Source organism: Streptomyces sp. NPDC048106, from assembly GCF_040706415.1.
Lineage (GTDB): Bacteria > Actinomycetota > Actinomycetes > Streptomycetales > Streptomycetaceae > Streptomyces.
This window is the reverse complement of the sequence record NZ_JBEZND010000018.1, coordinates 1-25,018: the sequence shown is the minus strand read 5'-3', so window position 1 is coordinate 25,018 and position 25,018 is coordinate 1. Positions and strand designations below refer to the sequence as shown.

General features: G+C 72.9%; 26 protein-coding genes. 19 read left to right on the top strand and 7 right to left on the bottom strand.

Annotated elements, in window-relative coordinates:
• Window positions 1-71 precede the first annotated feature (71 nt).
• A complete protein-coding gene (locus AB0927_RS19645) occupies window positions 72-608 on the bottom strand; it encodes a hypothetical protein (protein WP_366668900.1) in 537 nt (178 codons plus the stop codon).
• 128 nt (window positions 609-736) lie between these two features.
• On the opposite strand from AB0927_RS19645, the gene AB0927_RS19640 reads away from it, so the two are divergent.
• The 3 genes from AB0927_RS19640 (at window position 737) to AB0927_RS19630 (ending at window position 3,419) form a co-directional block, all read left to right on the top strand.
• Window positions 737-1,081, top strand: coding sequence for a cupin domain-containing protein (locus tag AB0927_RS19640; RefSeq protein WP_366668899.1), 345 nt, complete (start codon window positions 737-739; stop codon window positions 1,079-1,081).
• A 123-nt stretch (window positions 1,082-1,204) separates the two neighbouring features.
• The gene (locus AB0927_RS19635; RefSeq protein ID WP_366668898.1) at window positions 1,205-2,356 is read left to right on the top strand and encodes a Gfo/Idh/MocA family oxidoreductase; all 1,152 of its coding nucleotides are present in this window, start codon (window positions 1,205-1,207) and stop codon (window positions 2,354-2,356) included.
• Between the two features lie 58 nt (window positions 2,357-2,414).
• Entirely contained in the window at window positions 2,415-3,419 is a 1,005-nt protein-coding gene (locus AB0927_RS19630) for a Gfo/Idh/MocA family oxidoreductase (protein ID WP_366668897.1), read from the top strand.
• 24 nt (window positions 3,420-3,443) lie between these two features.
• On the opposite strand, the gene AB0927_RS19625 is transcribed toward AB0927_RS19630, so the two are convergent.
• The 6 genes from AB0927_RS19625 to AB0927_RS19600 all read right to left on the bottom strand — a co-directional run bounded on the left by AB0927_RS19625 (window position 3,444) and on the right by AB0927_RS19600 (window position 8,133).
• On the bottom strand, window positions 3,444-3,638 hold the full coding sequence (locus tag AB0927_RS19625) for a hypothetical protein (RefSeq protein WP_366668896.1): 195 nt from the start codon (window positions 3,636-3,638) through the stop codon (window positions 3,444-3,446).
• A 121-nt stretch (window positions 3,639-3,759) separates the two neighbouring features.
• A complete protein-coding gene (locus tag AB0927_RS19620) occupies window positions 3,760-4,230 on the bottom strand; it encodes a nucleotidyltransferase domain-containing protein (protein ID WP_366668894.1) in 471 nt (156 codons plus the stop codon).
• Between the two features lie 5 nt (window positions 4,231-4,235).
• Entirely contained in the window at window positions 4,236-5,138 is a 903-nt protein-coding gene (locus tag AB0927_RS19615; RefSeq protein ID WP_366668892.1) for a sugar phosphate isomerase/epimerase, read from the bottom strand.
• Window positions 5,139-5,140: 2 nt separating this feature from the next.
• Entirely contained in the window at window positions 5,141-6,037 is an 897-nt protein-coding gene (locus AB0927_RS19610; RefSeq protein ID WP_366668891.1) for an ATP-binding cassette domain-containing protein, read from the bottom strand.
• A 3-nt stretch (window positions 6,038-6,040) separates the two neighbouring features.
• Window positions 6,041-7,117, bottom strand: a complete 1,077-nt coding sequence (locus AB0927_RS19605; protein ID WP_366668890.1) for an ABC transporter permease — start codon at window positions 7,115-7,117, stop codon at window positions 6,041-6,043.
• Window positions 7,114-8,133, bottom strand: coding sequence for a sugar ABC transporter substrate-binding protein (locus tag AB0927_RS19600; RefSeq protein ID WP_366668889.1), 1,020 nt, complete (start codon window positions 8,131-8,133; stop codon window positions 7,114-7,116). Before AB0927_RS19600 ends, AB0927_RS19605 begins: the two co-directional genes overlap by 4 nt.
• 348 nt (window positions 8,134-8,481) lie before the next feature.
• Between AB0927_RS19600 and AB0927_RS19595 the strand changes: the two genes are divergently transcribed.
• The 16 genes from AB0927_RS19595 (at window position 8,482) to AB0927_RS19520 (ending at window position 24,870) form a co-directional block, all read left to right on the top strand.
• Window positions 8,482-9,795: an ABC transporter substrate-binding protein gene (locus AB0927_RS19595; protein WP_366668888.1), complete on the top strand. Its 1,314-nt coding sequence runs from the start codon at window positions 8,482-8,484 to the stop codon at window positions 9,793-9,795.
• A gap of 8 nt (window positions 9,796-9,803) precedes the next feature.
• The gene (locus AB0927_RS19590) at window positions 9,804-10,703 is read left to right on the top strand and encodes a sugar ABC transporter permease (protein WP_366668887.1); all 900 of its coding nucleotides are present in this window, start codon (window positions 9,804-9,806) and stop codon (window positions 10,701-10,703) included.
• A complete protein-coding gene (locus tag AB0927_RS19585) occupies window positions 10,700-11,587 on the top strand; it encodes a carbohydrate ABC transporter permease (RefSeq protein ID WP_366668886.1) in 888 nt (295 codons plus the stop codon). Before AB0927_RS19590 ends, AB0927_RS19585 begins: the two co-directional genes overlap by 4 nt.
• Window positions 11,588-11,864: 277 nt before the next feature.
• On the top strand, window positions 11,865-13,085 hold the full coding sequence (locus AB0927_RS19580) for a cytochrome P450 (protein WP_366668885.1): 1,221 nt from the start codon (window positions 11,865-11,867) through the stop codon (window positions 13,083-13,085).
• A 38-nt stretch (window positions 13,086-13,123) separates the two neighbouring features.
• Entirely contained in the window at window positions 13,124-14,254 is a 1,131-nt protein-coding gene (locus AB0927_RS19575) for an acyl-CoA dehydrogenase family protein (RefSeq protein ID WP_366668884.1), read from the top strand.
• A gap of 55 nt (window positions 14,255-14,309) precedes the next feature.
• On the top strand, window positions 14,310-15,566 hold the full coding sequence (locus AB0927_RS19570) for a GNAT family N-acetyltransferase (RefSeq protein ID WP_366668883.1): 1,257 nt from the start codon (window positions 14,310-14,312) through the stop codon (window positions 15,564-15,566).
• Window positions 15,553-16,014, top strand: coding sequence for an aromatase/cyclase (locus AB0927_RS19565; protein ID WP_366668882.1), 462 nt, complete (start codon window positions 15,553-15,555; stop codon window positions 16,012-16,014). The genes AB0927_RS19570 and AB0927_RS19565 overlap by 14 nt, the downstream gene beginning before the upstream one ends.
• Window positions 16,011-17,291 carry an aminotransferase class III-fold pyridoxal phosphate-dependent enzyme gene (locus AB0927_RS19560; protein WP_366668881.1) on the top strand — a complete coding sequence of 427 codons (1,281 nt, stop codon included), beginning with the start codon at window positions 16,011-16,013 and terminating at the stop codon, window positions 17,289-17,291. Before AB0927_RS19565 ends, AB0927_RS19560 begins: the two co-directional genes overlap by 4 nt.
• A gap of 44 nt (window positions 17,292-17,335) precedes the next feature.
• A complete protein-coding gene (locus AB0927_RS19555) occupies window positions 17,336-17,596 on the top strand; it encodes an acyl carrier protein (RefSeq protein WP_366668880.1) in 261 nt (86 codons plus the stop codon).
• Window positions 17,593-18,840 (top strand): beta-ketoacyl-[acyl-carrier-protein] synthase family protein, encoded by a 1,248-nt coding sequence (locus AB0927_RS19550; RefSeq protein ID WP_366668879.1) that lies wholly within the window; start codon window positions 17,593-17,595, stop codon window positions 18,838-18,840. Before AB0927_RS19555 ends, AB0927_RS19550 begins: the two co-directional genes overlap by 4 nt.
• Before the next feature lie 28 nt (window positions 18,841-18,868).
• Entirely contained in the window at window positions 18,869-19,933 is a 1,065-nt protein-coding gene (locus AB0927_RS19545; RefSeq protein WP_366668878.1) for an SDR family oxidoreductase, read from the top strand.
• 42 nt (window positions 19,934-19,975) lie between these two features.
• On the top strand, window positions 19,976-21,184 hold the full coding sequence (locus tag AB0927_RS19540) for a histidine kinase (RefSeq protein ID WP_366668877.1): 1,209 nt from the start codon (window positions 19,976-19,978) through the stop codon (window positions 21,182-21,184).
• 80 nt (window positions 21,185-21,264) lie between these two features.
• A complete protein-coding gene (locus tag AB0927_RS19535) occupies window positions 21,265-22,083 on the top strand; it encodes a LytTR family DNA-binding domain-containing protein (RefSeq protein ID WP_366668876.1) in 819 nt (272 codons plus the stop codon).
• A complete protein-coding gene (locus AB0927_RS19530) occupies window positions 22,076-22,450 on the top strand; it encodes a hypothetical protein (protein ID WP_366668875.1) in 375 nt (124 codons plus the stop codon). The genes AB0927_RS19535 and AB0927_RS19530 overlap by 8 nt, the downstream gene beginning before the upstream one ends.
• Before the next feature lie 10 nt (window positions 22,451-22,460).
• Window positions 22,461-24,023, top strand: coding sequence for a cation acetate symporter (locus AB0927_RS19525; protein WP_366669012.1), 1,563 nt, complete (start codon window positions 22,461-22,463; stop codon window positions 24,021-24,023).
• Window positions 24,024-24,276: 253 nt separating this feature from the next.
• Window positions 24,277-24,870 carry an acetate uptake transporter gene (locus AB0927_RS19520; protein ID WP_366668874.1) on the top strand — a complete coding sequence of 198 codons (594 nt, stop codon included), beginning with the start codon at window positions 24,277-24,279 and terminating at the stop codon, window positions 24,868-24,870.
• Window positions 24,871-25,018 lie beyond the last annotated feature (148 nt).

Genomic DNA, 25,018 nt, shown 5'->3' with positions numbered 1-25,018 from the left:
CCGTTTCCGCGTGATCACGCAGGTCAACCCTACCGTATGCGCGCGGGTGCCCGGTGCCGCGGCGGGCGGGGTCACTTGATGAGGGCGTTGGCCACGACGACGACCAGACCGAGGAGGGCGTCCCCGAGGCCCACGAGGACGGCGGCGGGCCAGGGCCGTGCCGCCTGGCGGGCGGTGGTCAGGCCCAGGGTGAAGAGGATCAGGATGTTCAGGGTGAAGGCGGGGTACTCGACGCCCTTCGGGGGCCACCACCCCCAGCCCGCGCCCGCGAGCAGGAAGACCGTCGGCAGTACGGCCGCGACCAGCGGCCACTCGTTGCGCAGGGCGCGCACGCCGTCCCAGCGGCGGTGCGGGGCGCGCTCGGCGATGTAGTGGGCGTAGCCGTGGGCGAGGGCGGAGGCGAAGGCGGTCACCAGCAGCCAGAGGGCGTCGTAGCGGCGGCTCGCCGGCGTGGTGGTGCTGTAGCGGCTGAGGGCGGCGATCATCGAGCTGGCGAGGACGGCGCCGTAGACCCCGCCGAACAGGAGCGCCTCGCGGGCGCTGTGCCCGCCGGGGCCCGGCCCGCCCGCCGCCTGCCCAGGGGGGTCCGCCGCGGTCGAGTCGGCCATGTCTCCCACGATCACCCCCGCCGCGGGCGCCCGCCAGTCCGCGGCCCGACGATGTGTCCTTCGACCAGGCCCGATGCCCCACACTCTGTCGACGGCGGCGGGGGCGCGGGCCTGGCTAGGGTCGGCGCATGACGCACAGCTTCGCGCTCCACATCCCCGACGCCGAACTCGAACCCGAGCCCCTGGACCCCGGGCAGATCGTCTCCGGCAGCCCCGAGGTCACCGGGAAGGTGGTCTGGGAGTCGGCGGACGGCCGACAGCTCCGCGGGATCTGGCAGATCACCCCGGGCGTGGTCACCGACACCGAGGCCGACGAGCTGTTCGTCGTGGTCAGCGGCTCGGCGACGATCGAGTTCGAGGACGGTCCGACGCTGCGGGTCGGCCCGGGTGACATGGCGGTGCTGCGCGCGGGCGACCGTACGACGTGGACCGTGCACGAGACGCTCCGCAAGGCGTACGTCATCAACCTCTAGCAAGTGGCCGGACCGGCGATGCCGACACCCCGGTCCGTGCGGGGGCGTTGACAGTCCGCCATGTCAGGACAAAGGTGACCGGAAGAGGGGCCGGTCCCACGGCGCTGACGCGGAGAGGCTGTCATGGTGGAGGAGCTGGGTGTCGCCGTCGTCGGGTTCGGCTGGATGGGCCGGGTGCACACGCGGGCGTACGCCCGTCTCCCCCACCACTATCCCCGGCTCCCGCTGCGGCCCCGGCTGATCGCCGTCGCCGAGGAGGTGCCGGGCAGGGCCGAGGAGGCCGCCGGGCGGTTCGGGTTCGCCCACGCGACCCGCGACTGGCGGGAGGTGGCCGCCGATCCCCGGGTGCGGGCGGTCAGCGTCACCGCGCCGAACTTCCTGCACCGCCGGATCGGGGTGGCGATGGCCGAGGCGGGCAAGCACCTGTGGATGGAGAAGCCGGTGGGCCTGTCCGCCGGGGACGCCCGCGCGGTCGCGGCCGCGGCCGCGCAGGCCGGGGTGCAGGGCGCGGTCGGCTTCAACTACCGCAACGCGCCCGCCGTGGAGGCCGCCCGCGAGCTGATCGCGGAGGGCGGGATCGGCACCGTCACCCATGTGCGCATCCGGCTGTTCAGCGACTACGCCGCCGACCCGGACGCCGCCCTGACCTGGCGCTACGAGCGGGAGCGCGGCGGCAGCGGAGTGCTCGGCGACCTGGCCTCGCACGGCGCCGACCTCGCCCGTTTCCTGATCGGCGACATCACCGCGCTCACCGCCGACACCGCGCTCTTCGTCCCCGAGCGCGCCCGCCCGACCGGCGCCACCGCCGGTCACGCCCGCGCCCCGGGCGGCGCGCGCGGCCCGGTGGAGAACGAGGACTACGTCGGCTGCCTGCTGCGCTTCGCCTCCGGCGCCCGGGGCGTGCTGGAGGCCTGCCGGGTCTCGGTCGGCGAGCAGAACGCCTACGGCTTCGAGGTGCACGGCACCAGGGGCGCCGTGTTCTGGGACTTCAGGCGGATGAACGAACTCGCCGTCAGCCGGGGCACGGCCTACCAGGACCAGCCGGTGAGCACCGTGTACGTCGGGCCGGGCGCCGGCGAGTTCGCCGCGTTCCAGCCGGGCGCGGCCAACGCGATGGGCTACGACGATCTCAAGGTCATCGAGGCCTACCGGTTCGTGCGCTCCATCGCCGAGGGCACACCGTACGGCGCGACGCTCGCCGACGCGGTGCGCGGCGCGGTCGTCCTGGAGGCGATGGCCGAGTCCGCGGCCAGCGGCAACTGGGTCGCCCTGTAGGCGGGTCGCACGGCCCGCTCGCCCCTTCGTCCACCGACTCCGAGGAACGGCGGCCCTCATGCGTATCGGAATCCTCGGCCTCGGCCGCGTCGGCGCCTTCCACGCCGAGACCCTCTCCGGCCTTCCCGCCGTCGAATCGCTCGTGGTGGCCGACCCGTTCGCGGACGCCGCCGAGGCCGCCGCCGGGCGGTTCGGGGCCGAGATCGCGAGTTCGCCGCGGGCGCTGCCGGCCGCCGGGGTGGACGCCCTGGTCGTGGCGGCGGCCACGGACGCCCATCCCGCGCTGATCCGGGCCGGTGTCGAGGCCGGGGTCCCCGTCCTCTGCGAGAAACCCCTGGCCCGCACCATGGCGGAGGGCGTGGCGGTGCGCGACCTCGTGCGCGACAGCGGGGTGCCGGTCCAGATCGGCTACCACCGCCGCTTCGACGCGGGCTTCGCCGCCGCCCGGGCCGCGGTGCGCTCGGGCGAGCTGGGGGCGCTGCACACGGTGCGCTGCACGACGCTGGACCCGGCGCCGCCGCCGGCCGCGTACATCGCCGCCTCCGGTGGCATCTTCCGGGACTGCTCCGTGCACGACTTCGACGCCGTCCGGTGGGTGACGGGCCGTGAGGTCACCGAGGTGTACGCGACCGGCGGCAACCGGGGCGCCGGCCACATCAGGCGGGCCGGGGACGCCGACACCACCGGGGCGATCCTCACCCTGGACGACGGCACGATCGCGCTGGTCTCCAACTCCCGGCACAGCGGCCGGGGTTACGACGTGCGCATGGAGCTGCACGGCCTCGCCGACGCCCTCGCCGTGGGCCTGGACGAGGGACTGCCGCTGCGCTCGGCCGAGCCGGGAGTCGGCTTCCCGTCCGGCACCCCGCACACCTTCTTCATGGACCGCTTCGCGGACGCCTACCGAGCCGGACTCGTCGCCTTCACCGAGATGGCGGCCGGCACCAGGCCGTCCCCGTGCACCGTCGAGGACGCCCTGGAGGCGGGGTGGATCGCCGAGGCCTGCACGCTCTCCCGCGCCGAGCACCGGCCGGTGCGGGTCGCGGAGGTGCGGCAGGCCTGACCGGCGCGGTGCCGGTGGCCTTCGTCAGCCGCAGTACCGCACCAGCCATTCGTCCGCGTGGTACCGGTCGCGGGCCGGGTCCGGCAGGGTCGCCGGCTTGGTCTCGACCGTGTCCTCGGGACGTATCCGCTCGGGCAGGGTGCCGAAGCGGTCCCGGCGCAGCGCCGCCGCGTCTGCGGTGTCCTGTACCGTCTTCCGGGGTTCCGTCTGGTGTGTCATCCTCGTCCTCCCGTCTGCGCGGGCGCCCCCGTTCACCTCTACAACGCCCGCGTGCCCCCGGTTGGTTCCCTGCCGCGCCCGGCCCGAATCCGTCGGGGTTGCGCAGGAACGAGGCCCGGCGTCACGGCCGGCAGCGCCGGAGCAGCCCGGCGAGGACGCCCTCGGGGTCGTACAGCGGCAGCGCACCGTCGGTGACGACGCGGCGGGTGCCGGGGTCGACGGGGTCGGTCCGCGCCCACCGCGGGGTGCTGATGCCGAACTCCACCTCCAGGCCCGGGGCAAGGGTGTGGCGCCGTTCGGTGACCGGTCCCCACGCGCGGGTGCGGACCAGTTCGCCGAGGCCGAGTTCGCCGGCCCCGACCGCCCAGGCGTCGTCGGCGAGGTACGGCGCCGGGTCGGCCGTGAGCAGCACCACGTCGACGTCGGAGCCGGGGCGGGCGGCCCCGCGGGCGTAGGAGCCGACCAGGAGGAGGCCGGCGACGTCCTTCCGGTCCGCGGCCCAGCGGACGAGGCGCTGGACGAACTCCCGTACGTCGGCGAGGCGTTCGGGTGGAATCGCGCGCTGGTCCGGCACGTCCTCCGTCCGGGCCATGACGATCACGCCCCGCAGGACCGCAGGAACCGCCGCGTCCGCACCGCGATCGGCAGGGGCTTGTCCGGGTCGCACGGATACATGTCCTGCTCCACGATGGCGAAGAGATCCACCCCGAGCTTCTGTGCCGCCTCCAGCACCGGACCCAACTCCGGTACCCCGTGCGGCGGTTCGCACATGACGCCGCGCTGCACGGCGGGCCCGAACGGCACCTCGTGCGCGACCACCTCGGCGAGGACGTCCGGGTCGACCTGCTTGAGGTGCAGATAGCCGACGCGCTCGCCGTACCTCTCGATCAGCCTGACGCTGTCGCCGCCGCAGTAGGCGTAGTGACCGGTGTCCAGGCAGAGGCCGACCGCGCCGGGGTCGGTCGCGTCGAGGAAGCGTTCGACATGCGCCTCGGTGTCGAGGTGGGTGTCGGCGTGCGGGTGGACCACGATGTCGAGGCCGTACGTCTCCTTCACCCGGCGGCCCAGGCGTTCCATGCCCTGGGCGAGGTGGCCCCACTGCTCGGCCGTCAGCTCGGGCGGCTCCAGGATCTCGGCGGTCTTGTCGTCGCGCCAGAAGGACGGGATCACCACGAGGTGCCGGGCGCCCATCGCCTGGGTGAGCGCGGCGACCCGGCCGACGTGCGCCCAGGTGTCCGCCCAGACGGCGGGGCCGCGGTGCAGGGCGGTGAAGACCGTGCCCGCGGAGACCTTGAGGTCGCGGCGGGCCACCTCCTCGGTGAGCCGCGCGGGGTCGGTGGGGAGGTAGCCGTAGGGGCCGAGTTCGATCCACTCGTAGCCGGCCTCGGCGACCTCGTCCAGGAAGCGTGCCCAGGGCACCTGTCGCGGGTCGTCGGGGAACCAGACGCCCCAGGAGTCGGGGGCGGAGCCGACCCGGATGCGGTCGAGGGCGTGCGCCATGGTCAGGTGTTCCCTTCGGCAGAGGTGTCGCTCGGGTCCTCGGGCAGCCCGTCGGCGTCCACGCCGCGCACCCGGGCCAACTCATGTCTGAGCGCGTCGAGTTCGGCGCCGCCGGCCATGTGGTCGGTGAGCTCCTCGACGGTGGTGTCGGCGCGGTCGGCGGACAGTTCCAGGGTGCCGAGGCGCAGCACGCTGAAGTGGTCGCCGACCAGGTAGGCGTGGTGGGGGTTGTGGGTGATGAGCACGACGCCGAGGCCGCGGTCGCGGGCGGCGGCGATGTACCTGAGCACCACACCGGACTGTCTGACGCCGAGCGCGGCGGTCGGTTCGTCCAGGACGAGGACCCGGGCGCCGAAGTGGACGGCGCGGGCGATGGCCACGCACTGGCGCTGGCCGCCGGAGAGGGTGCCGACGGGCTGCTCCAGGTCGTCCAGGACGATGCCCATGCGGCGCAGTTCCCGGTCGGCGGTCTCCTTCATGCGGGCGATGTCCAGGCGGCGCAGCGGCCAGGGGCCCCGGGTCAGCTCGGAGCCGAGGAAGAAGTTGCGCCACACCGGCATCAGGGGGATGGTCGCCAGGTCCTGGTAGACCGCGGCGATGCCCCGGTCGAGCGCCTCGCGCGGGGTGCCGAAGCGCACCGGCCGGCCGTCCACCAGGAATTCGCCCTCGGTGTGCCGGTGCAGCCCCGAGATGATCTTGATGAGGGTGGACTTGCCCGCGCCGTTGTCGCCGAGCACGCAGGTCACCCGGCCGGCCCGCACCGTGAGGTCGACGCCGTGCAGGGCGCGGACGTTGCCGTAGGACTTGCCCGCCCGGCGCAGCTCGACCAGGGGGGTGCCGACGGGGGGCGGGGTGCCGGGGAGAAGGGCGTCGCGGGTGCCCGCTCCGTTGTCGTTCATCGGTTACCTCCGGCTCGCCGTGCGCTGTACCCACAGGTTGACCAGGACGGCGCCGAGCAGCATCACGCCGAGGAACGCCTTGAACCAGTCGGGGTTCCAGCCGGCGTAGACGATGCCCTGGTTGACCATGCCGAACATGAAGGCGCCGAAGAGCGGGCCGATCGCGCTGCCCTGGCCGCCGGTGAGCAGGCAGCCGCCGATGACCGCCGCGGCGATGTAGATCAGTTCGTTGCCGACGCCCTCGCCGGACTGCACCGTCTCGAAGGAGAACAGGTCGTGCATGCCGACGAACCAGGCGCCGAAGCCGACCAGCATGAACAGGGTGATCTTGGTGAACCGCACGGGGACGCCGACCGCGCGGGCGCTGTCCTGGTCGCCGCCGACGGCGAAGACCCAGTTGCCGTACCTGGTGCGCAGCAGCACCCAGGTGGCGAGGGCGGCGAAGGCCAGCCACCACACCACGGTGATCTTCACCTGGACGCCGCCGACGCCGAAGGAGGACGCGAAGATCCGCCTCGCCTGGCCGAAGCCGTCCATGTCGCCGATGCCGTCGGTGGCGACGTTGCCGGTGACCAGCTTGGTGACGGCGAGGTTCACTCCCTGGAGGACCAGGAAGGTGCCGAGGGTGACCAGGAAGCTGGGCAGCCCGGTCTTCACCACCATCCACCCGTTGAGGGCGCCGACGGCGAGCGAGACGACCAGGGCGGCGATCACGCCGGTCCACACGTTCAGGGTGAGCTGGTAGCTGAGCATGCTCGCGGTGAGCGCCGAGGCGATCACGGCGACGCCGGAGGACAGGTCGAACTCGCCGCCGATCATCAGCAGGGCCACGGGCAGCGCCATGATGCCGATGGTCGAGGACTGGTAGAGGACCGTGGCCATCGAGCCGCCCTGGCGGACCGCGGGCGCGGCGGCGAGGAAGAAGACCAGGACGGCGACGGCGCCGAGGAGGACGCCCACCTCGGGCCGGGCCAGCAGCCGCAGGGCGGGTGGGCGCCGGGCCGTACGGCCGTCCCGCTCGCCCGTCTCGGGTCCGGGTGCCGGCGGCGTGCCGACGGCCTGTCCGCCGCCGCTCGTCACCGGGTCCCCTTGGCGGCGAACCCGGCCACCGTGCCGACGTTGGACTTGTCGACGAAGGCCGGTCCGGTGAGCACCGGTGCGACGCCGCCGCCGCTGTAGTTCCCGTTGTACTTGTAGAGCCAGAGCGCGTCGACGGCCAGATAGCCCTGGAGGTACGGCTGCTGGTCCACGGCGAACTCGACGCTGCCGTTCCGCACGGCCCGCACGAGGTCCTTGTCCAGGTCGAAGGTGGCCACCTTGGCCTTGCTACCCGCATCGCCCACCGACCGCACCGCGGTGGCGGCGAACGGAGCACCGAGGGTGACGACGGTGTCGATCGAGGTGTCCTGCTTCAGCTTCGCCGTGACGGTCGCCCGTACGGAGGGCATGTCGGTGCCGTTGACGTACAGCGTCTCGGTGGTGCCCTTGAACGTCTTCCTCAGTCCGTCGCAGCGCTGGGTCAGGCCCACGTTTCCCTGCTCGTGCACGACACAGACGACTTTCCTGGCGCCGGCCGTGTTCAGCTTGTTCCCGAACGCCTCGCCGGCCACGCTCTCGTCCTGGCCGAAGAACTCCAGCAGGCCGAGCCGCCGCCAGTCGGCCAGTCCGGAGTTCAGGCCCACCACCGGGATGCCCGCCCGTTCCGCCTTGCCGAGCACGTCCTTCAGCGCGTCCGGCTTGGCCAGGGTGACGGCGATGCCGTCGGCCTTCTGGTCGACCGCGTTCTGCACGAGGTTCGCCTGGTTTCCCGCGTTCGGGTCGGCGGAGTAGACGAGCTTGACGTTGTCCTTGGCCGCGGCCGCCTCGGCGCCCTTGCGGACGGTGTCCCAGAAGGTGTCGCCAGGCGCCTGGTGCGTGACCAGGGCGACGGTCATCCGGGGGGTGTCCGCCTTGCCCGCGGCGGCGTCCGCCCCGGACTCCTCGGCCTTCTTGCCCCCGTGGCCGCTGGAGCAGCCCGTGAGGGCCAGCGCCGCGGCGGCGGCCACCGCCACCAGCGAAACCAGTCTGCGCGAACCCGAGCGAGAAGAGCGATCCATCGTTCTTTGCACCTCACTGTGCGTGCGACGGGAAGGGCGCTGTTGCGTCGGGAGGCGATCCAAGTCCCCGCCGGAGCCACTGTCAAGACTTTGTCCAGACATAGTCGAACCATCAGGTCCGGATGTCCGTACAAATCACGGACGAGCCGGGGACCTCACCGACCGGCGGCGACGGTGACATTTCGGGCAGGACAACTCCCGTTGCGCACCGCCCTATTGACGCCTGTGCGGTTACGAGGGTGTCATTACGGCCACACTGTTCGGTCGAGTTGGTTTATGAGCGGTTTCGACGACTCCGCGGCGATCGACTCATCCCGTGGCCGAACCCTGTATCCCTCGGGAGCCGCCATGAGTCCGTCCCATACCGGCCCGTCCGTCCCGTCTCCCAGCCGCCGCACGCTTCTGCGCGGGGCGTCCTCCGCCGCCCTGCTCGCCGGGGCCGGCGTCCCCCTGCTGTCCGCCTGCGGGGGCAGCGGTGCCGCCGCCGACCCGAAGACCGTCACCGTCGGCTCCAACGCCTCGGACGCGGTGCCGAAGAAAGCCTTCGAGAACGTCTACGCGGCCTTCCGGAAGCAGTCCGGGATCACCGTCCACGTGAACACCAAGGACCACAACACCTTCCAGGAGCAGATCAACTCCTACCTCCAGGGCACCCCGGACGACGTGTTCAACTGGTTCGCCGGGTACCGCATGCAGTTCTTCGCGGCGAAGAAGCTGGCCACGCCGGTCGACGACGTGTGGGCGAGGATCGGGGACAACTTCCCCGACGCCATGAAGAAGCTGAGCAAGGGCGAGGACGGCAAGTACTACTTCGTGCCGATGACCACCTACCCCTGGGCCGTCTTCTACCGCAGATCCCTCTTCCGGCGGCACGGCTACGAGATACCCACCAGCTGGGACCAGCTCGTCGCCCTGTGCAAGCGGATGAAGCGCGACGGCCTCGTGCCGATCGCCTTCGGGGACAAGGACGCCTGGCCCGCGATGGGCACCTTCGACCAGATCAACTTCCGGCTCAACGGGTACGACTTCCACGTCCAGTTGATGGCCGGCAAGGCGTCCTGGACCGATCCGAAGGTCAGGGCGGTCTTCGACCACTGGGCCGAGCTGCTCCCCTACCACCAGGACGGCTTCATGGGCCGGATCTGGCAGGACGCGGCCCAGTCCCTGGCGGCCGGACAGGCCGGTATGTACCTCGTCGGCTCCTTCGTCGCCCAGCAGTTCACCGACAAGTCCGCCCTGGACGACCTGGACTTCTTCCCCTTCCCGGAGATGAACCCCGCCTACGGCCAGGAGACGGTCGAGGCGCCCACCGACGGCTACATGGTGAGCAAGGCGCCCAAGAACCACGCGGGCGTGGTCAAGCTGCTGGAGTACCTGGGCACCCCGGCGGCCGAGGAGCTGTACCTGAAGGGCGACCCGAGCGTGGTGGCCGCCTCCAACAAGGCCGACACATCCGCCTACTCGCCGTTGCAGAAGAAGGCGTTCGACATGATCGGCAGCGCCAAGAACCTCACCCAGTTCATGGACCGCGACTCCCGCCCGGACTTCACCTCCACGGTGATGCAGCCGGCCTTGCAGAAGTTCTTGCAGGACCCCAAGGGCGTGGACGGCCTGCTGTCGTCCATCGAACGCCAGAAGAAGACGATCTTCACGTCCTCGTGAGCGCCCGCATGCCTACCAAGAGACGCCTGCTGACCCGCCGTGACCGGTTCACGCTCGCCTTCATGGCGGGCGTGCCCACGGTGCTGCACGTGGCCCTCGTCTGGGTCACCGCGCTCGCCTCCATCGCCCTCGCCTTCACCACCTGGGACGGCATCGGGTTCGCCGCCATCAAGTGGGTGGGCCTGGACAACTTCCGGCAACTGTTCACCGACAACCCGCAGTTCTGGCCGGCCGTCGAGCACAACGTCGTCTGGTTCGTCGTGCTGATCCTGCTCCCGACCCCGTTCGGCCTGTTCCTGGCCACCCAGCTGGACAAGCGGATCCGCTTCAGCCGGGTCTACCAGACCGCGTTCTTCCTGCCGGTCGTCATCTCCATGGCGTGCATCGGGTTCGTCTGGCAGCTCGTCTACAACCCGGACACCGGCCTGATCAACAGCGTCATCGGCGCCAACAGGCCCGGCCACTACATCGACTGGATCGGCGATCCGCACCTGAACCTGTGGGCGGTCCTGATCGCCGCGTCCTGGCGGCACACCGGCTACATGATGATCCTCTACCTGGCCGGCCTGAAGAGCGTCGACCCCTCCCTGCGGGAGGCGGCCGCCCTCGACGGCGCGAACGAGTGGCAGACCTTCCGCAGCGTCGTCTTCCCCACCCTGCGCCCGACCAACACGGTCGTCCTGGTCGTCACCGTCATCGAGGCCCTGCGCGCCTTCGACCTGGTCTTCGTCTTCAACAAGGGTTCCCAGGGAACGGAGTTGCTGTCGATCCTGGTGACGAACAACATCATCGGCGAGTCCAGCCGCATCGGGTACGGCTCCGCGATCGCCGTCGTCCTGCTGGTCATCTCCCTCGCGGTGATCGTCCCGTACCTGATCGCCACCTTCCGCAAGGAGCGGCGCGCATGAGCGGCGGCACCCTCCCGGAAAAGCGCCGCGCCCCCGTCCGTCCGGCCCGCGTGGTGCTGCACGTCTTCCTCGCCGGGACGGCCCTGGCCTGGCTCGCCCCGCTGCTGTGGGCCGTCTACTCGGCGCTGCGGCCGTACAGCGAGACCAGCGCCAAGGGTTACCTCTCCTGGCCCGACAAACTGAGCTTCGACAACTTCACGAACGCCTTCCGGCAGTCGGACATGCTGCACTACTTCGGCAACACCCTGGTGATCGCCGTACCGGCCGTCCTGCTGACCCTGTTCCTGTCCTCCTGCGTCGCGTTCTACGTCAGCCGCTTCGACTTCCGGCTGAACCTCGCCCTGCTGCTGGTCTTCACGGCCGGCAACCTCCTGCCCCAGCAGGTCGTCATCACCCCGCTGTACCGGCTCTATCTCCTGACGGACCTGCCGGGCATCACGGCGAGCGGCAAGCTGTACGACTCCGCGCTCGGCCTCGTCCTCATCCATGTGGCGTTCCAGTCCGGGTTCTGCGCGTTCGTGCTGAGCAACTACATGCGCTCGCTGCCGCACGAGCTGACCGAGGCGGCGCTGGTCGACGGCGCGTCGGTGTGGCGGCTCTACTGGCAGATCACGCTGCCGCTGTGCAAACCGGCGATGGCGGCGCTCGCGACCCTGCTGTCCATCTGGATCTACAACGACTTCTTCTGGGCCCTCGTGCTGATCTCGACCGGCGCCAACATGCCGATCACCTCGGCCCTGAACAACCTGTCCGGCGAGTACTTCACCGATCCCAACCTGGTGGCCGCGGGCTCGCTGCTGACCGCCATCCCGACCCTGCTCGTCTACTTCGTGCTCCAGCGGCAGTTCGTCAACGGGCTGACGCTCGGCTCGAACAAGGGGTGAGGGGCGGACTCGCGGTCAATGTTCAATTCACTGTTTCCAGCCCTGAATTACCCATACACAAGCCCGCTAATATGATTTACGAATTCGCCCCCTTCATCTCCCCGTCGCACTTCGGGGTGGTGAAGAGGGCGCAAATTCTGGGCCACTCATCGAATCCGGCCAGAGGTGGATCATAATTGGCCGGAGAATTCACCGGCATGGCAGCCGGACCAGCGGCAGGACATACTGGCGGCGTGCCACTCCGCTCCCGGACCGGATGGCCGGAAAGGCCGCAACGGTGGATTCGGAAACGCTGCTTTCGTCGCTGTTCACTGCCGAGGGGAAGGAAGACCCCTTTCCGGCACTGGCCGAACTGCGCCGTATCGCCCCCGTCTATTACCACGAGAAGCTCGACACCTATTTCCTGACCCGGTTCGCGGACTGCCAGCAGGTCCTCAGCGACCCTTCCTGCCTCACTCCCGACCTCATCTGGTGCGAGACGGAGTTGCCCGACTGGCGGGACCATCCGGCCGCCGTGTTCTTCTATTCCTCGCTGCTGCGCGCCAACGGCACCGACCACGTGCGGCTGCGGCGGCTGGTGGCCGACCGGTTCGGCGCCCGCCGGATCGCCGCCCTCGCGGAGCGCATCGAGTCCACCACCACCGCGCTCCTCGACCAGTTCGCCGACGCCACCCGTGACGGCGGCGCGGCCGACTTCCAGGAGATGGTGGGATACCCGCTGCCCGTGGCCGTGGCGGGCGATCTGATCGGGGTCCCGCACGCGGACCAGGACCGGTTCCACCACTACGGGCAGGACGCGAGCCGGCTGCTGGAGCCGGTGCGCACCGAGGAGGACTGGAAGCGCGCCGACGAGGCCGTGACCGCCCTGCGCGGGTACTTCGCCCAGTTGGTCGCCCGGCGCCGGCGCGAGCCCGCCGACGATCTGGTCTCCGCGCTGCTCGCGGCGCTCGGCAGCGACGACGGCAGGCTCGGCGAGAGCGAGATGCTCGACCTGCTGCTGCTGGTGTTCGTGGCCGGCTTCGAGACGACCGCGGGGCTGCTCGGACTGACCGTGCACGCCCTGCTCAGCCATCCCGCCCAGCTCGCCCTGCTGCGCGAGGACCCGGCCCTGGTGCCCAACGCCGTGGAGGAGTCGCTGCGCTGGGACACGCCCGTGCGGATGACCGAGCGGATCGCCACCCGCCCGCTGACCGTGGGCGGCGTCGCGATCCCCCAGGGCGGCAACATCACCACCGTGCTCGCCGCCGCCGGCCGGGACCCCGCCCGGCACCCGGACCCCGACGCCTTCGACGTGCTGCGGCCCGACATCCGGGTGCTCAGCTTCGGCGCGGGCGCGCACCACTGCCTGGGCGCCGCGCTGGCCCGCCTCGAAGGCGCCGCGGTCGTACGGCAGTTGCTCGCGCGCTTTCCCGCCCTGGCGCACGCCCGCCGCCCGGTGCGCCGGGACAGCATCAGCCTGCGGACCTTCACCCGCCTGCCCCTCGTCACCTCGGGCTGAGCGCCCCCGTCGGGCCGCGGCCCACAGAAGGGACGTCCGTGAACTTCCTGCACACCGAACGCGCCGTGCTGGACCGGTTGCTCCCCGGCCTGGACACCGCGCTCGCCGCTCATCCGCTCAGCGAGCTGGAGCGCGTGCCGAGCCCCGCGATCGGGGCGTTCCGCGAGGCGGGCGGCCCCGGGCTGCTGGTGCCCGCCGAGCACTCCGGCGCCGGTGCCACCGTGCTCCAGGCGGTCCGGGCGCAGCGGGCCGTCGGCGCCCGGTGTCCGTCCCTCGCGGTCGCCACCACCATGCATCACTTCTCGGTCGCCGGCCTGATCGAGGCCGCGAAGCACGGCACCGGCACCGAGGGCCTGCTGCTGACGGCCGTCGCGCGGGAACGGCTGCTGCTGGCCTCCGGGTTCGCGGAGGGCAACACCGGCCAGAACATCCTGCGCCCGCACATCAGGGCCGAACTCCGCGGCGGCCGGATGGTGCTGAACGGCAGCAAGAAACCGTGCAGCCTCTCCCGTTCGATGGACCTGCTCACCGCCTCCGTCGCGCTCACCGGGGACGACGGGGTGGAGCGGCTGGCGGTGGCGCTCGTACCGGCGAAGACCCCGGGGCTCGCCGTGCGGCCGTTCTGGGGCAGTCCGGTGCTGGCCGGGGCCGAGAGCGACGAGGTGGTGCTCACCGACGTGGAACTGGACCCGCAGATGGTCGTCGCCACCGAGGTCACGGCCGACGCGGTACCCGACTCGCTGCATGTCGCGGGCTTCCTCTGGTTCGAACTCCTGCTGACCGCCGGATACCTGGGCGTGGCCAGCGCCCTGGTCGAACGGGTGCTGGCCAGACCGGGCGGCTACGGCGGCGATCCGGCGCCGTTCCTGGTCGACGTCGAGGCCGCCATGCTCGCCGTGGAGGCCGTGGCGACGGCCATGGAGACCCAGGCGTGGGACGACACGCTGCTGGTGCGGGCGCTGCACGCCCGGTACGCGGCGCAGGACGCCATCGCCCGCACGACGCCCCGGTGTCTGTCGGCCCTCGGCGGGAGCGCGTTCATCGGCTCGCCCGACGGCACCTACCTGGCCTCGGCCGCCTCCGGTCTCGCCTTCCACCCGCCGTCGCGCCACCGCATGGCCGGGCCGCTGCGGGACCACCTCGCCGGCGCCCGGCTGCGCATCGGCTGAACCACACGGCGCGCACGGCCCCCGGCCGTCGGCCCCACCCGCTGAGGAGGTACCCATGAGGCGAGAGCGCGGCGCGGCACCGCGGCCCGGCGAACCGCCGCCCGCCCCGGCCGGAGCGCCCTACCGGGTCGAGGTCGCGGACACCGTCCACGCCGTACCGCCGGGGGTGTGGCGGGGACTGGCACCGGCGGACGACCCGCTGTGGTCCCAGGGCGTGTTCGCGGCGATGGAACGCGGCCACCTCGGCCCCGAGGGCTACCGCTACCTCCTGCTGCGCCGCGGCGGCGAGGTGGTGGCCGTGCTGCCGCTGTGCCTCTTCCCCGGGCTGCGCCTGGACGACGTGGTGGGCCCGCGCGAGCGCCGGCGGCTGCGGCCGCTGCGCGCCCTGTGCCCCGGGCTGCTGCGCGTGCCCATGCTGTTCTGCGGCCATCTGCTGGGCCGGGGCCATATCGCGGCGGCCGGTCCGCTGCCGCCCGAGGCCGTGCGGCCGCTCGTGTCGGCGGCCGGGGAGGTGGCCGCCCGGGCGGGGCTCGGGACCATCGTGTTCAAGGACTTCGGCGACGAGGAACTCGCCTGGCTGCGGCCCGAGCTGGAAAGATCCGGGTACTTCTTCACGCGCGCCCTGCCGGACACCGAACTGCGGCTCGGGCACGCGTCGTTCGAGGCGTACCTGCGCGCGCTGCCCCCCAGGCCGCGGCGCAACGCCCGCAGCAAACTGCGCAAGTTCGAGACCTGGCCGGGCGCGCGCATCGAGATCGTCGAGGACTTCGCGCCGCTCGTTCCCGACGTACTCGCCCTGTACGAACAGGTGATGGCCCGCGCTGACCAGACGCTGGACCGCCTGGACGCCTCCTTCCTCACCGCCCTGGCGGGTTCCGCCGAACCCCGGCGGGCGCTGGTCTGCGCGTACGAGGGCGACCGGCTGGTGGCCTTTCTGCTGTGCCTGTTCCGGGGCACCGGTGCGACCGGGGCGCGGATCGGCCTCGACTACCGGATCGCCCACGAGGCACGGCTGTACCACGCCGTGCACTACGCGGCGATCCGGCTCGCGATCGAGTCCGGCTGCGCCCGGATCCGCTTCGCGCAGACCGCGTACACGCCGAAGGTGGAGCTGGGCTGCGGCCTGGTCCCCCAGTCCTACGCCCTCACCCACCGCCGCCCGCTCCGCCGCGCGCTGCTGCGCGCCCTGCTGCCGCGCGCCCTGGACACCGCCTTGGCCGAGGCACTCGGCCGCCACGCCGGCCTGCTCCCCCAGCCCGCCGCCGCCCCGTCGCGCGCGCCCGAGAAGAGGACTCCGCATGCCCCGAGTTGACGTGGAACTGCGCATCGCCGCCCCGCCCGACCAGGCCTGGGCCGCCGTGGCCGACGTCGAGTCCTATCCGGGCTGCATGGACAACGTGGAATCGGTGACGGTGGTCGAGCGCGGCGACGCCCGGCACCGTACGACGGCCTGGTCGGTCCGGCTCAAGGGCTCGGTCCTGCGGTGGACCGAGGCGGAGGTGCTCGACCACGGAGCGCGGCGCTTCGACTTCCGCCAAGTCGCGGGCGACCTCGGGGACTTCTCGGGCCACTGGGCCGTGACGCCGGCCGGGGAGGGCCACAGCACGGTGTCCCTGCGGGTCGACTTCGACATCGGCATCCCGTTGCTGGCCGAGATGCTCAACCCGGTCGCCTCGGACGCGCTGCGGGAGAACGCGGCGCAGATGCTGCGGGCGCTGGAGCGACGGCTGGGGGCGGCGGACACGGGGGTGCCGCGGTGACGGGGGATCCGGCCGCGGCGGTCGGCCGGGAGGGCGAACTCCCCGACGCCCGGCGCACCTTCGACCTCGTCCGCCGGCACTTCTCGCCCCGGCTCGCCCTGACCGGCAGCTTCGCCGGACGGGGTGCGGTGGAGGTCGGCGCCGAGGGGTGTCGGGTGACCCTCTCGGACGGCCGCAGCGTGCTCGACTTCGGCTCCTACGCCGTGCCGCTGCTCGGCCACCGGCACCCGGCGGTCGTGGCGGGCGTGCGCCGGGCGCTGGACACCCTGCCCACCGCCACCCGCAGCCTCGCCAACCCGGTGACGGCGCGGGCGGCCGCCATCCTGGTGCGGTACTTCGAAGACGCCCTGCCGAAGGTGTACTTCGGGCTGAACGGCGCCGACGCGGTCGAGGTGGCGGTCAAGCTGGCCCGGCTGGCGTCGGGGCGCGGCCGGGTGCTGGCGGTGCGCGGCGGGTTCCACGGCAAGTCCACCGGCGCGCTGGCGCTGACCCACAGCCCGCTCTTCCGCAGCGGGCTGCGCGGCAGCGTGATCGACGTGGCGCACGCGGACCCGGAGGACGCCGGGGCGGTCGGACGTGCCGCGGCGTCGGGGGAGTTGGCGGCCGTCGTCTTCGAACCGGTGCAGGGCGAGAACGGCGTCGTACCGCTGTCCCCGGCCGTACTGCGGCGCTGGTGCGCGGACGCCCGGCGGCACGGCGTGTTCGTCATCGCGGACGAGATCCAGTGCGGGCTGCGGCGCTGCGGCGAGCGGTCGGTCGCGCTCGCGGAGGGGCTGCCCGTGGACGCGGTCCTGGTCGGCAAACCGCTGGGCGGAGGCGTCGTACCCCTGTCGGCGGTGGTGTGTTCCGAAGAGCTGTACGCGCCGCTGGAGGCGGACCCGTTCCTGCACTCGGCGACCTTCGGCGGCCATCCGCTGGCCTGCGCCGCGCTGCCGCCGGCCCTGGCGGCGATCGAGCGGCTCGCCGGTCACGGGCGGGAGTTGGCGGACGCACTGTCCGAAGGACTCGCCCGGCTCCGCGGGCGCCATGCCGACGCGGTGCGCGAGGTGCGCGGCCGTGGGCTGCTGTGGGGCGTCGACTACGCCTCCCCGCACCTGGCCGGCGACGTCGTCCTCGGGCTCGCCGACGCCGGACTGCTGGTCTCCCCCTGTCTGAGCCGCCCCACCACCGTGCGCCTGCTGCCCTCGCTCGCCTGCGGCCTTCCGGAGGTGGCGGAGGCGCTGGCCGCCCTGGACCACGCCACAGCCGAGGCCGCGGCCCGGTGTACCGAGAGATGAGCGCGACGCCCGTCCGCGCCGCGCCGAAGGAGAACGGAACCCCCATGCCCACCCGGACCCGTGAACAGCTCGACCTCCTGCTGCGCACCGTCGTCTGCGACGTGATCGGCACCGAGCCGGAGGAACTCCACGCCGCCACCAGCCTGCTGGACGACTTCGGGATCGACAGCCTCGAACTCATGGAGATCGGCTCCCGGTTGGAGTCGGCCCTCGGGCTGCGCATCCCGGTGGGGGACCTGACGGCCGCCGACACCCTGGGCCAGGCCGTGGACCTGCTGGAGACGCGGCTGGCGGCGTCGCGATGACCGCCCGGGACGCGCGCGGCCGGTTCCGGGTGGCCGTCACCGGCATCGGGGTGAAGTCGCCCGCGGGCAACACGCCTCAGGAGGCGTACCGGACCTTCCTCGCGGCCAGGTCCACGGCGGCGGTGGTCGACCGGCTGGCGGCCGACGCCGTACCCGTGCGTTTCGCGTGCCTGGTGCCGCCGTTCGAGCCCGGGGCGTATCTGACCCGCCGCGAGGCCCGGCAGATCGACCGGGTGACCATGCTGGCGGTGTGCGCGGCGGCCGACGCCGTGGCCGACGCCCGGCTGCCCGGCGATCTGGCCCCGGACCGCACCGGGGTGCAGCTCGGCACCGGCATCGGCGGCCTGCCCAGCATGGAGGCGACCGCGCTCGACCACGGCGGCTTCCCGATGGGCATGCCGGTGCACACCGTGCCCCGGACGATGACCAACTCGCCGGCCTGCCGGATCGCCATGCGGTTCGGGTTCCGCGGCTCGTGCACCACGTACGCCACCGCGTGCGCCGGCGGCACCACCGCGCTCGGCGAGGCGGCCCGCAAGATCCGGTACGGGGAGCTGGACGTGGCGCTCGCGGGCGGTGCCGACGCGCCGGTCACGACCGTCATCATGAGCGGCTTCGCCCGGATGCGGGCGGTGTCCCTGCGCAACGAGGAGCCCCGGCTGGCCAGCCGGCCCTTCGACAAGGACCGCGACGGGTTCGTGGTCGGCGAGGGCGCGGCGATGCTGGTGCTGGAGCGCTGGGACCTCGCGGTGGCGCGCGGGGCGGTCATCCACGGGGAGATCACGGGCTACGCGGACAACTGCGACGCCTTCCACATCGTGGCCCCGCACGAGGACGGCTCCGTCGCCGCGGCCTGTATGCGCGCGGCGCTCGCCGACGCGGGGCTGGCGCCGCGGGACATCGGCCATGTCAACGCGCACGGCACCTCCACGCTGCTCAACGACCGGGCCGAGGCCGCCGCGATCGACCGCTGTTTCGGCGGCCAGTCCCCGCCGGTCACCGCGCTCAAGGGCGTCACCGGCCATCTCATCGGCGGCTCCGGCGCGCTGGAGGCGGCGCTGGCGCTGCGCTGCGCGTCGGCGGGGCTGGTCCCGGCGATCGCCAACACGCTGCGCAGTCCGGAGGCGGACCTCGTGGACCTGGTCACCGGCTCGCCCCGGACGGTGCGTCCGGCCCCCGTGCTGTCGAACTCCTTCGGTTTCGGCGGGCAGAACGCCTGCCTCGTCCTCTCCCCCACCCCCTGACCCCTCGCGCCCGCTCGGAGACGGAACCATGCGCATCCTCGTCACCGGTGCCACCGGTGTGATCGGCACCGAGACCGTCGACACCCTGCGCGCCGCCGACGCGCCCCCGCACGTCCTGGTGCGTACGGCACGGCGCGCGACGGACGCCGGCCTCGTGCCCTGGCCGATCGGGCGGCGGCCGGTGCCGGCGGAACTCGGCGGTCACTGGGACGTCATCGTGCACACCGCGGCCTCCACCCGCTGGACGATGACCCGCTCCGAGGCGCTCGCCGCCAATGTGGAGCCGCTGCGCGCGGTCCTCGCCCTCGCCGGCCGCGACACCCACCTCGTGCACGTGTCCACCGCGTACGTGGCCAGGGAGCCGGAGGAGCGGCGGGAGCGGACGGCGGGCGGCGCGGAGTTCGAGGGCTACCGCAACGGCTACGAGTGGTCCAAGGCGCTGTGCGAGGAGGTGGTCCGCCAGGAACACCCCGGCCCCCTGACGATCGTCCGCCCCCCGCTGGTCGTCGGCCGGCGGGGCGACGGCCGCATCGCCCGCTTCTCCGGCCCCTACACCCTGCTGCACGCCCTGGTGTCGGGCCTCGCCGCGGTGGTCGTCGGCGACCCGGACGGTTTCGCGGAGATCAGCCCCGTGGACGAGGTCGCCGCCGCGATCGCGGACGCGGCCCTCGGCTCACCGCCCGGCCGCGTCCGCACCGAGACCGTGGCGGCCGGACCCGCGAGCCTGCGCCTGGCCACCCTGATCGACGTGACCTGCACGGCGCTGAACACCTTCCGCGCCGCCCACGGCGCCCCGCCGGTCGCCCGGCCCCCGATCATCTCCCCGGACGCCTGGACCCGCTTCTTCCTCCCGCTGGCCGACCGCTGGCTCTCCCCCTTCCAGAGCGAGGCGGTCAAGCTCCTGGCCATGTTCCAGGGCTACACCAGCATGGCCGTCCCCTTCGTCCCGACCCGCCCCGTCCGGGACCCGGCCGACGCGATGACGGCGGCGGTCCGCCACTGGGCCGTCCGCAGACCCCGGCTGGCCCTGGCGGAGCCGCGGCCGTGGACGCTGCTGACGACGCCGGGAGGGGCCGCCGGGAAGGCCCCCTGATCACCGGCCCCGGTGTCCCGCCCGGGGGGCTACCTTGTCGGTATGGCAGACGTATTCTGGCGGCCCGGGCGGCTGCGCCGGCACACCGGATTCGACGGGCGGGCCGGGCAGGCGGCCTTCGAGGCGCTGCACCGTGCCTCCCTCGCGGCGCCGGCGTTGCGCGGCGGGCTGACCGAGACGTCGGCCGCGGCGGCCGGGCGCCATCTGCGCGAGCTGCTGGGCGCCCCGGCGCTCGCGCTCACCGACACCGAGCGGCTGCTGGCCTGGGACGGTGGCGGGCGGCACCATGCCGCGGCCGCGGCGGAGCTGGCGAAGGACGTGCTGGCCGGCGGTGGGAGTGCCGTGCTGAAGGCGGACCGGGTGTGGTGCGGCGAGCTGGGCTGTGAGCTGCGGGAGGCCGTCGTGGCGCCGCTGGTGGTGGAGGACCGGGTCGAGGGCGCGCTGCTGGCCTACGCCCCGGGGATGTCGGCGGGCCTGGTCCGGGCCGCCGGCGAGGTGGCGCGCTGGACCTCCGGCCAGCTTGAGCTCGCGGAGATGCACCGTTCCCGTACCCGCCTGGTGGAGGCCGAGCTGCGGGCGCTGCGCGCGCAGATCTCGCCGCACTTCTCGTGCAACGCGCTGACCGCGATCGCCTCGCTCGTGCGGACCGATCCGCAGCGGGCCCGTGAACTGCTGCTGGATTTCGCCGACTTCACGCGCTACTCGTTCCGCCGGCACGGCGAGTTCACCACGCTGGCGGAGGAGTTCCGCTCGATCGGCCAGTACCTGGTACTGGAGCAGGCGAGGTTCGGCGACCGGCTGTGCGTCGACGTCCAGGCGGCCGTGGAGGTCCTGCCGGTGGCGGTGCCCTTCCTGTGTGTGCAGCCGCTGGTCGAGAACGCGGTGCGGCACGGTTTCGAGGGCAGCACCGGGCCCGGACGGATCACGGTGCTCGCGTGGGACATGGGTGCCGAGGCACACATCACGGTGGAGGACGACGGGGCCGGCATGGACCCCGAGAAGCTGCGGCGCATCCTGGTCGCGGGCGGGGAGGCCGCGTCGGGCGGCAGCGGTTCGGGCGGGGTGGGCCTGGGCAACGTCGACGCCAGGCTGCGACGGGTCTACGGCGACGCGTACGGGCTGGTGGTCGAGACCGCGCCCGGGGCGGGCACCAAGGTGCGCCTTCGGGTGCCCAAGTACCGGGCGGGGGTGACGGCTCCGCCGGTCGCCGAGGGAGAGCAACTGTCCCTCATACAGGAAGCACTCGACTGAAACAAACCCCTCACACATGTGGCCAATCCCACACGCCTCAAGAGATTGACCAACTATGTGTGGAATGTTCATCTTCTCGCATGCTGCGCATCCTGGTGGTCGACGACGAGCCACACGCCCGTGACGAGCTGGTCTACCTGCTCGGGCTGAACGAGGGCGTCGGCCCCGTGGAATGCGCGGCGGACGGCGCCGCGGCCCTGCTGGCCCTGGACCGCGCGCTGGCCCAGGACTGCGCCGTGGACGCGGTGTTCCTCGACATCCGGATGCCGGGCCTGGACGGGCTGGAGGTGGCCAGGGTCCTGTCCCGCTTCGCCGAGCCGCCGCTGATCGTGTTCGTCACCGCCTACGACGACTTCGCGGTGCCCGCCTTCGAGGTGCGGGCCCTGGACTACCTGCTCAAGCCCGTCCGCGCCGAGCGGCTCGCGGAGACCGTCCGGCGGATCGCCGAGCGGCGGACGCCGGCCCCCGCGCCCGGGGAACCCGCCCCCGGGCCGCCCTCCGCGCCCGTGCCGCCCGCGCCCCCGGCGCGGCCACCCGCCGGCGACGAGACGATCCCCGTGGAGATATCCGGCGTGACCCGTTTCGTGCAGCGCTCCGAGGTGCGGCACGTGGAGGCGTGCGGCGACTACGTGCGCCTCCACCTCGCGTCCGGGAGCTGTCTGCTGCGGGCCCCGCTGTCCAGCCTGGAGGAGCAGTGGCAGGACGCCGGATTCGTGCGGGTGCACCGCCGCTACCTGGTCGCCACCGGCCACATCGAGGAACTGCTGGCCGACTCCGGGCGGCTGTCGGTCCGGGTGGCCGGCACCGTGCTCCCGGTCAGCCGCCGCAGCAGCCGCCGGCTGCGCGAACTGATGCTGTCCCCCTCCGGCGCCCCGCGCGGAAGGGCCGCACATGGGTGACCCGTCCCGGCGCGTGAGCGTCACCCACCCCCGTACCCGCGCCGCCCGGCCCGGCCGGCGGGACGCGGCGGTGCGCGACATCCACGAGCAGACCCCGCTCGGCGAGGTGTACATGAAGGAGCTGATGCGCACCCAGCTCCGGCTGGGGCTGCTGGTCTGCGCCGCGGTCTTCCTGCCGCTGGCCGCCCTGCCGGTGCTGCTCGGGCACATAACGGTGCCGCACTGGGCGCGGCCGTGGGGCGCCGGACTGCCGTGGCTCGTCCTGGGACTGCCCGTGTACGCGCTGCTGGTGGCGGCCGGGGCCGCTTACGTCCGCCGGGCCGAGCGCAACGAACGCGACTTCGACGAACACGTCCGCCGCTCATGAACGCATGCCGATGAACGCGCCGGCGAACCTGACCGCCGTCCTCCTCGTCGTGGCCGTGACGGTGGGCATCGGCGGCTACGGCCTGCGGTCCCGCTCCACCCCCGACTTCTACGTCGCCTCCCGCACGGTCTCGCCGCTGCGCAACGCGGCCGCCGTCAGCGGCGAGTACCTCTCGGCCGCCTCCTACCTGGGCATCGCCGGGCTGCTGGCGGCCTACGGAAGCACGATGCTCTGGTACGGCATCGGATACACGGCCGGCTATCTGGTGCTGCTCGTCCTGGTGGCCGCCCCGCTGCGCCGGTCGGGGGCCTACACCGTCTCCGACTTCGCCGAGGCACGCCTCGGTTCGATGGCGGTGCGGCGGACGGCCACCGTGTTCGTCGTCCTCATCGGGCTGCTCTACCAGGTGCCGCAGTTGCTGGGCGCGGGACTCGCCCTGCACACGGCCCTCGGCGCGCCCGCCTGGTCGGGCACCGTGCTGGTGACCGCGGTGGTGCTGGTGAGCGTGGTCACCGGGGGCATGCGCAGCGTCACGCTCGTCCAGTCCGTCCAGTACTGGCTGAAGCTGACCGCGCTCGCGGTCCCGGCGCTGGTCCTGCTGCTCGTCTGGCGCGGCGTCTGGCACCCGGCGGGCGGTCCGCCGCCCCCCGTGCCCGCCGCGCACGCCGCGACCGGGCACGGCGGCGGGCAGGAGCTCTACGGCGTCTACTCCCTGATGGTGGCCACTTTCCTCGGCACGATGGGCCTGCCGCACGTCACCGCCCGCTTCTACACCAACCCGGACGGCCGCGCCGCCCGCCGCACGACGGTGGGCGTCCTCGGTCTGCTCGGCGTCTTCTACCTGCTGCCCGAGGTGTACGGCGGGCTCGGCCGGCTCTACGCCCCCGGCCTGGCCGCGGCGGACCGGGCGGACACCGAGGTGCTGCTGCTGCCCGGACGGCTGGTGCCGGGCGCCACGGGCCAGTTGCTCACGGCGCTGGTGGTCGCGGGCGCCTTCGCCGCGTTCCTGTCGGTCTGTTCCGGGCTGGCCCTGTCGGTGGCCGCCGTGCTCTCGCAGGACCTGTTCGGCGGGGACGTACGGGGATTTCGCCGGGCCGCCGCGCCAGCGGTCGTGGTGCCCTGCGGGATCGCGCTGCTGCTGTCGGGCAGCGGCATGTCCGTGGCCCACGAGGTCGGCCTGGTCTTCTCGCTGGCCGCCTCCACGTTCTGTCCGCTGCTGGTGCTGGGCATCTGGTGGCGGCGGCTGACCGCGGCCGGCGCCGTCGCCGGGATGCTGGTCGGCGGCGGGCTGTCGGCGGGGGCCCTGACGTTCACGCTACTGGGGGTGGGCGGCCACGGCTGGGCGGGGGCGCTGCTCGCCGAGCCCGCGGCCTGGAGCGTTCCGGCGGCGTTCCTGACCATGGTGGGCGTCTCCCTGCTCACGCCCGGCAGGGTGCCCGCGGTGGCCTCCGTGATGCTGGCCCGGCTGCACCTGCCGGAGGCGCTGGCGGCGGGTGCCGCGGACCGCTCGGCGCCGGAAGGCGACCGTTCGTCTCCGGTCCCCGTCCGTTCGTCGCGCAACGGCCGCCACTGATCGACAAGTTCCGCACGGGGACTCCCCGGCGCGGCACGCGTGCCGCACAGTAACCGACCAGAGAAGGCACCGCGCAAGCGCTCCCGGACGGGAGTGGCAGCCGGGCCCCTCCTGTCCGTCCGCGCGTTTCGCGACCCCCGGCACAGACCCGCAGCCCGGCGTACGCCGCCCTGCGTGCCGTCGGCGCGTCCGCGCTCCGCGCCACCGGCTCCGGGACCCGTGTCCGAGCCCCCTTCGACCCAAGGACCGCACCATGACCGACACCCAGCCGACCGCCCCGAAGATCGCCGACCCCGGTCCCCTGGGCCTGGCGGCCTTCGCCCTCACCACCTTCGTGCTCTCCGTCTTCAACGCCGGCCTGATCAAGGACGGCGCGCTGGAGGCCGTGGTGCTGCCGCTCGCGCTGTTCTACGGCGGCATCGCCCAGGTGCTCGCCGGCATGTGGGAGTTCCGCAAGAACAACACCTTCGGCGCCGTGGCCTTCACCTCCTACGGCAGCTTCTGGCTCTCCTTCGCGGCCTACGTCCAGTTCGTCGCCCCGAAGCTGCCGCCGGCCCACGCCAACCAGGCCACCGGCCTGTTCCTGCTCGCCTGGGCCATCTTCACCCTCTACATGACGGTCGTCGCGACCCGCATCAACGGTGTCCTGCTCGCCGTGTTCACCGTGCTGTCGCTGACCTTCGTGCTGCTCGCCGCCGGAGAGCTGGGACAGAGCACCGGGGTGTCGCACGCCGGCGGCTGGGCGGGCCTGGTCACCGCGGTGCTGGCCTGGTACGGCTCGTTCGCGGGCGTGGCCAACGCCACCTGGAAGGACAAGTCCCTGCCCACCTGGCCGCTCGCGGGCTGATCCCGCCGCCGCTGACCGCCCGACCGACCCCGACGGAGTCTTGATGAGTAACAAGAGCCTGGCCAACCTGCTGAAGGAAGAACGCAGGTTCGCGCCCCCCGCCGACCTGGCCGCACACGCCAATGTCACGGCGGAGGCGTATGAGCAG

Coding starts and splice junctions, on each gene's coding strand:
- AB0927_RS19645 (WP_366668900.1), bottom strand. CDS start 608: ATGGCCGACTCGACCGCGGCGGACCCCCCTGGGCAGGCGGCGGGCGGG.
- AB0927_RS19640 (WP_366668899.1), top strand. CDS start 737: ATGACGCACAGCTTCGCGCTCCACATCCCCGACGCCGAACTCGAACCC.
- AB0927_RS19635 (WP_366668898.1), top strand. CDS start 1,205: ATGGTGGAGGAGCTGGGTGTCGCCGTCGTCGGGTTCGGCTGGATGGGC.
- AB0927_RS19630 (WP_366668897.1), top strand. CDS start 2,415: ATGCGTATCGGAATCCTCGGCCTCGGCCGCGTCGGCGCCTTCCACGCC.
- AB0927_RS19625 (WP_366668896.1), bottom strand. CDS start 3,638: ATGACACACCAGACGGAACCCCGGAAGACGGTACAGGACACCGCAGAC.
- AB0927_RS19620 (WP_366668894.1), bottom strand. CDS start 4,230: ATGGCCCGGACGGAGGACGTGCCGGACCAGCGCGCGATTCCACCCGAA.
- AB0927_RS19615 (WP_366668892.1), bottom strand. CDS start 5,138: ATGGCGCACGCCCTCGACCGCATCCGGGTCGGCTCCGCCCCCGACTCC.
- AB0927_RS19610 (WP_366668891.1), bottom strand. CDS start 6,037: ATGAACGACAACGGAGCGGGCACCCGCGACGCCCTTCTCCCCGGCACC.
- AB0927_RS19600 (WP_366668889.1), bottom strand. CDS start 8,133: ATGGATCGCTCTTCTCGCTCGGGTTCGCGCAGACTGGTTTCGCTGGTG.
- AB0927_RS19595 (WP_366668888.1), top strand. CDS start 8,482: ATGAGTCCGTCCCATACCGGCCCGTCCGTCCCGTCTCCCAGCCGCCGC.
- AB0927_RS19590 (WP_366668887.1), top strand. CDS start 9,804: ATGCCTACCAAGAGACGCCTGCTGACCCGCCGTGACCGGTTCACGCTC.
- AB0927_RS19585 (WP_366668886.1), top strand. CDS start 10,700: ATGAGCGGCGGCACCCTCCCGGAAAAGCGCCGCGCCCCCGTCCGTCCG.
- AB0927_RS19570 (WP_366668883.1), top strand. CDS start 14,310: ATGAGGCGAGAGCGCGGCGCGGCACCGCGGCCCGGCGAACCGCCGCCC.
- AB0927_RS19565 (WP_366668882.1), top strand. CDS start 15,553: ATGCCCCGAGTTGACGTGGAACTGCGCATCGCCGCCCCGCCCGACCAG.
- AB0927_RS19555 (WP_366668880.1), top strand. CDS start 17,336: ATGCCCACCCGGACCCGTGAACAGCTCGACCTCCTGCTGCGCACCGTC.
- AB0927_RS19550 (WP_366668879.1), top strand. CDS start 17,593: ATGACCGCCCGGGACGCGCGCGGCCGGTTCCGGGTGGCCGTCACCGGC.
- AB0927_RS19545 (WP_366668878.1), top strand. CDS start 18,869: ATGCGCATCCTCGTCACCGGTGCCACCGGTGTGATCGGCACCGAGACC.
- AB0927_RS19540 (WP_366668877.1), top strand. CDS start 19,976: ATGGCAGACGTATTCTGGCGGCCCGGGCGGCTGCGCCGGCACACCGGA.
- AB0927_RS19535 (WP_366668876.1), top strand. CDS start 21,265: ATGCTGCGCATCCTGGTGGTCGACGACGAGCCACACGCCCGTGACGAG.
- AB0927_RS19530 (WP_366668875.1), top strand. CDS start 22,076: ATGGGTGACCCGTCCCGGCGCGTGAGCGTCACCCACCCCCGTACCCGC.
- AB0927_RS19525 (WP_366669012.1), top strand. CDS start 22,461: ATGAACGCGCCGGCGAACCTGACCGCCGTCCTCCTCGTCGTGGCCGTG.
- AB0927_RS19520 (WP_366668874.1), top strand. CDS start 24,277: ATGACCGACACCCAGCCGACCGCCCCGAAGATCGCCGACCCCGGTCCC.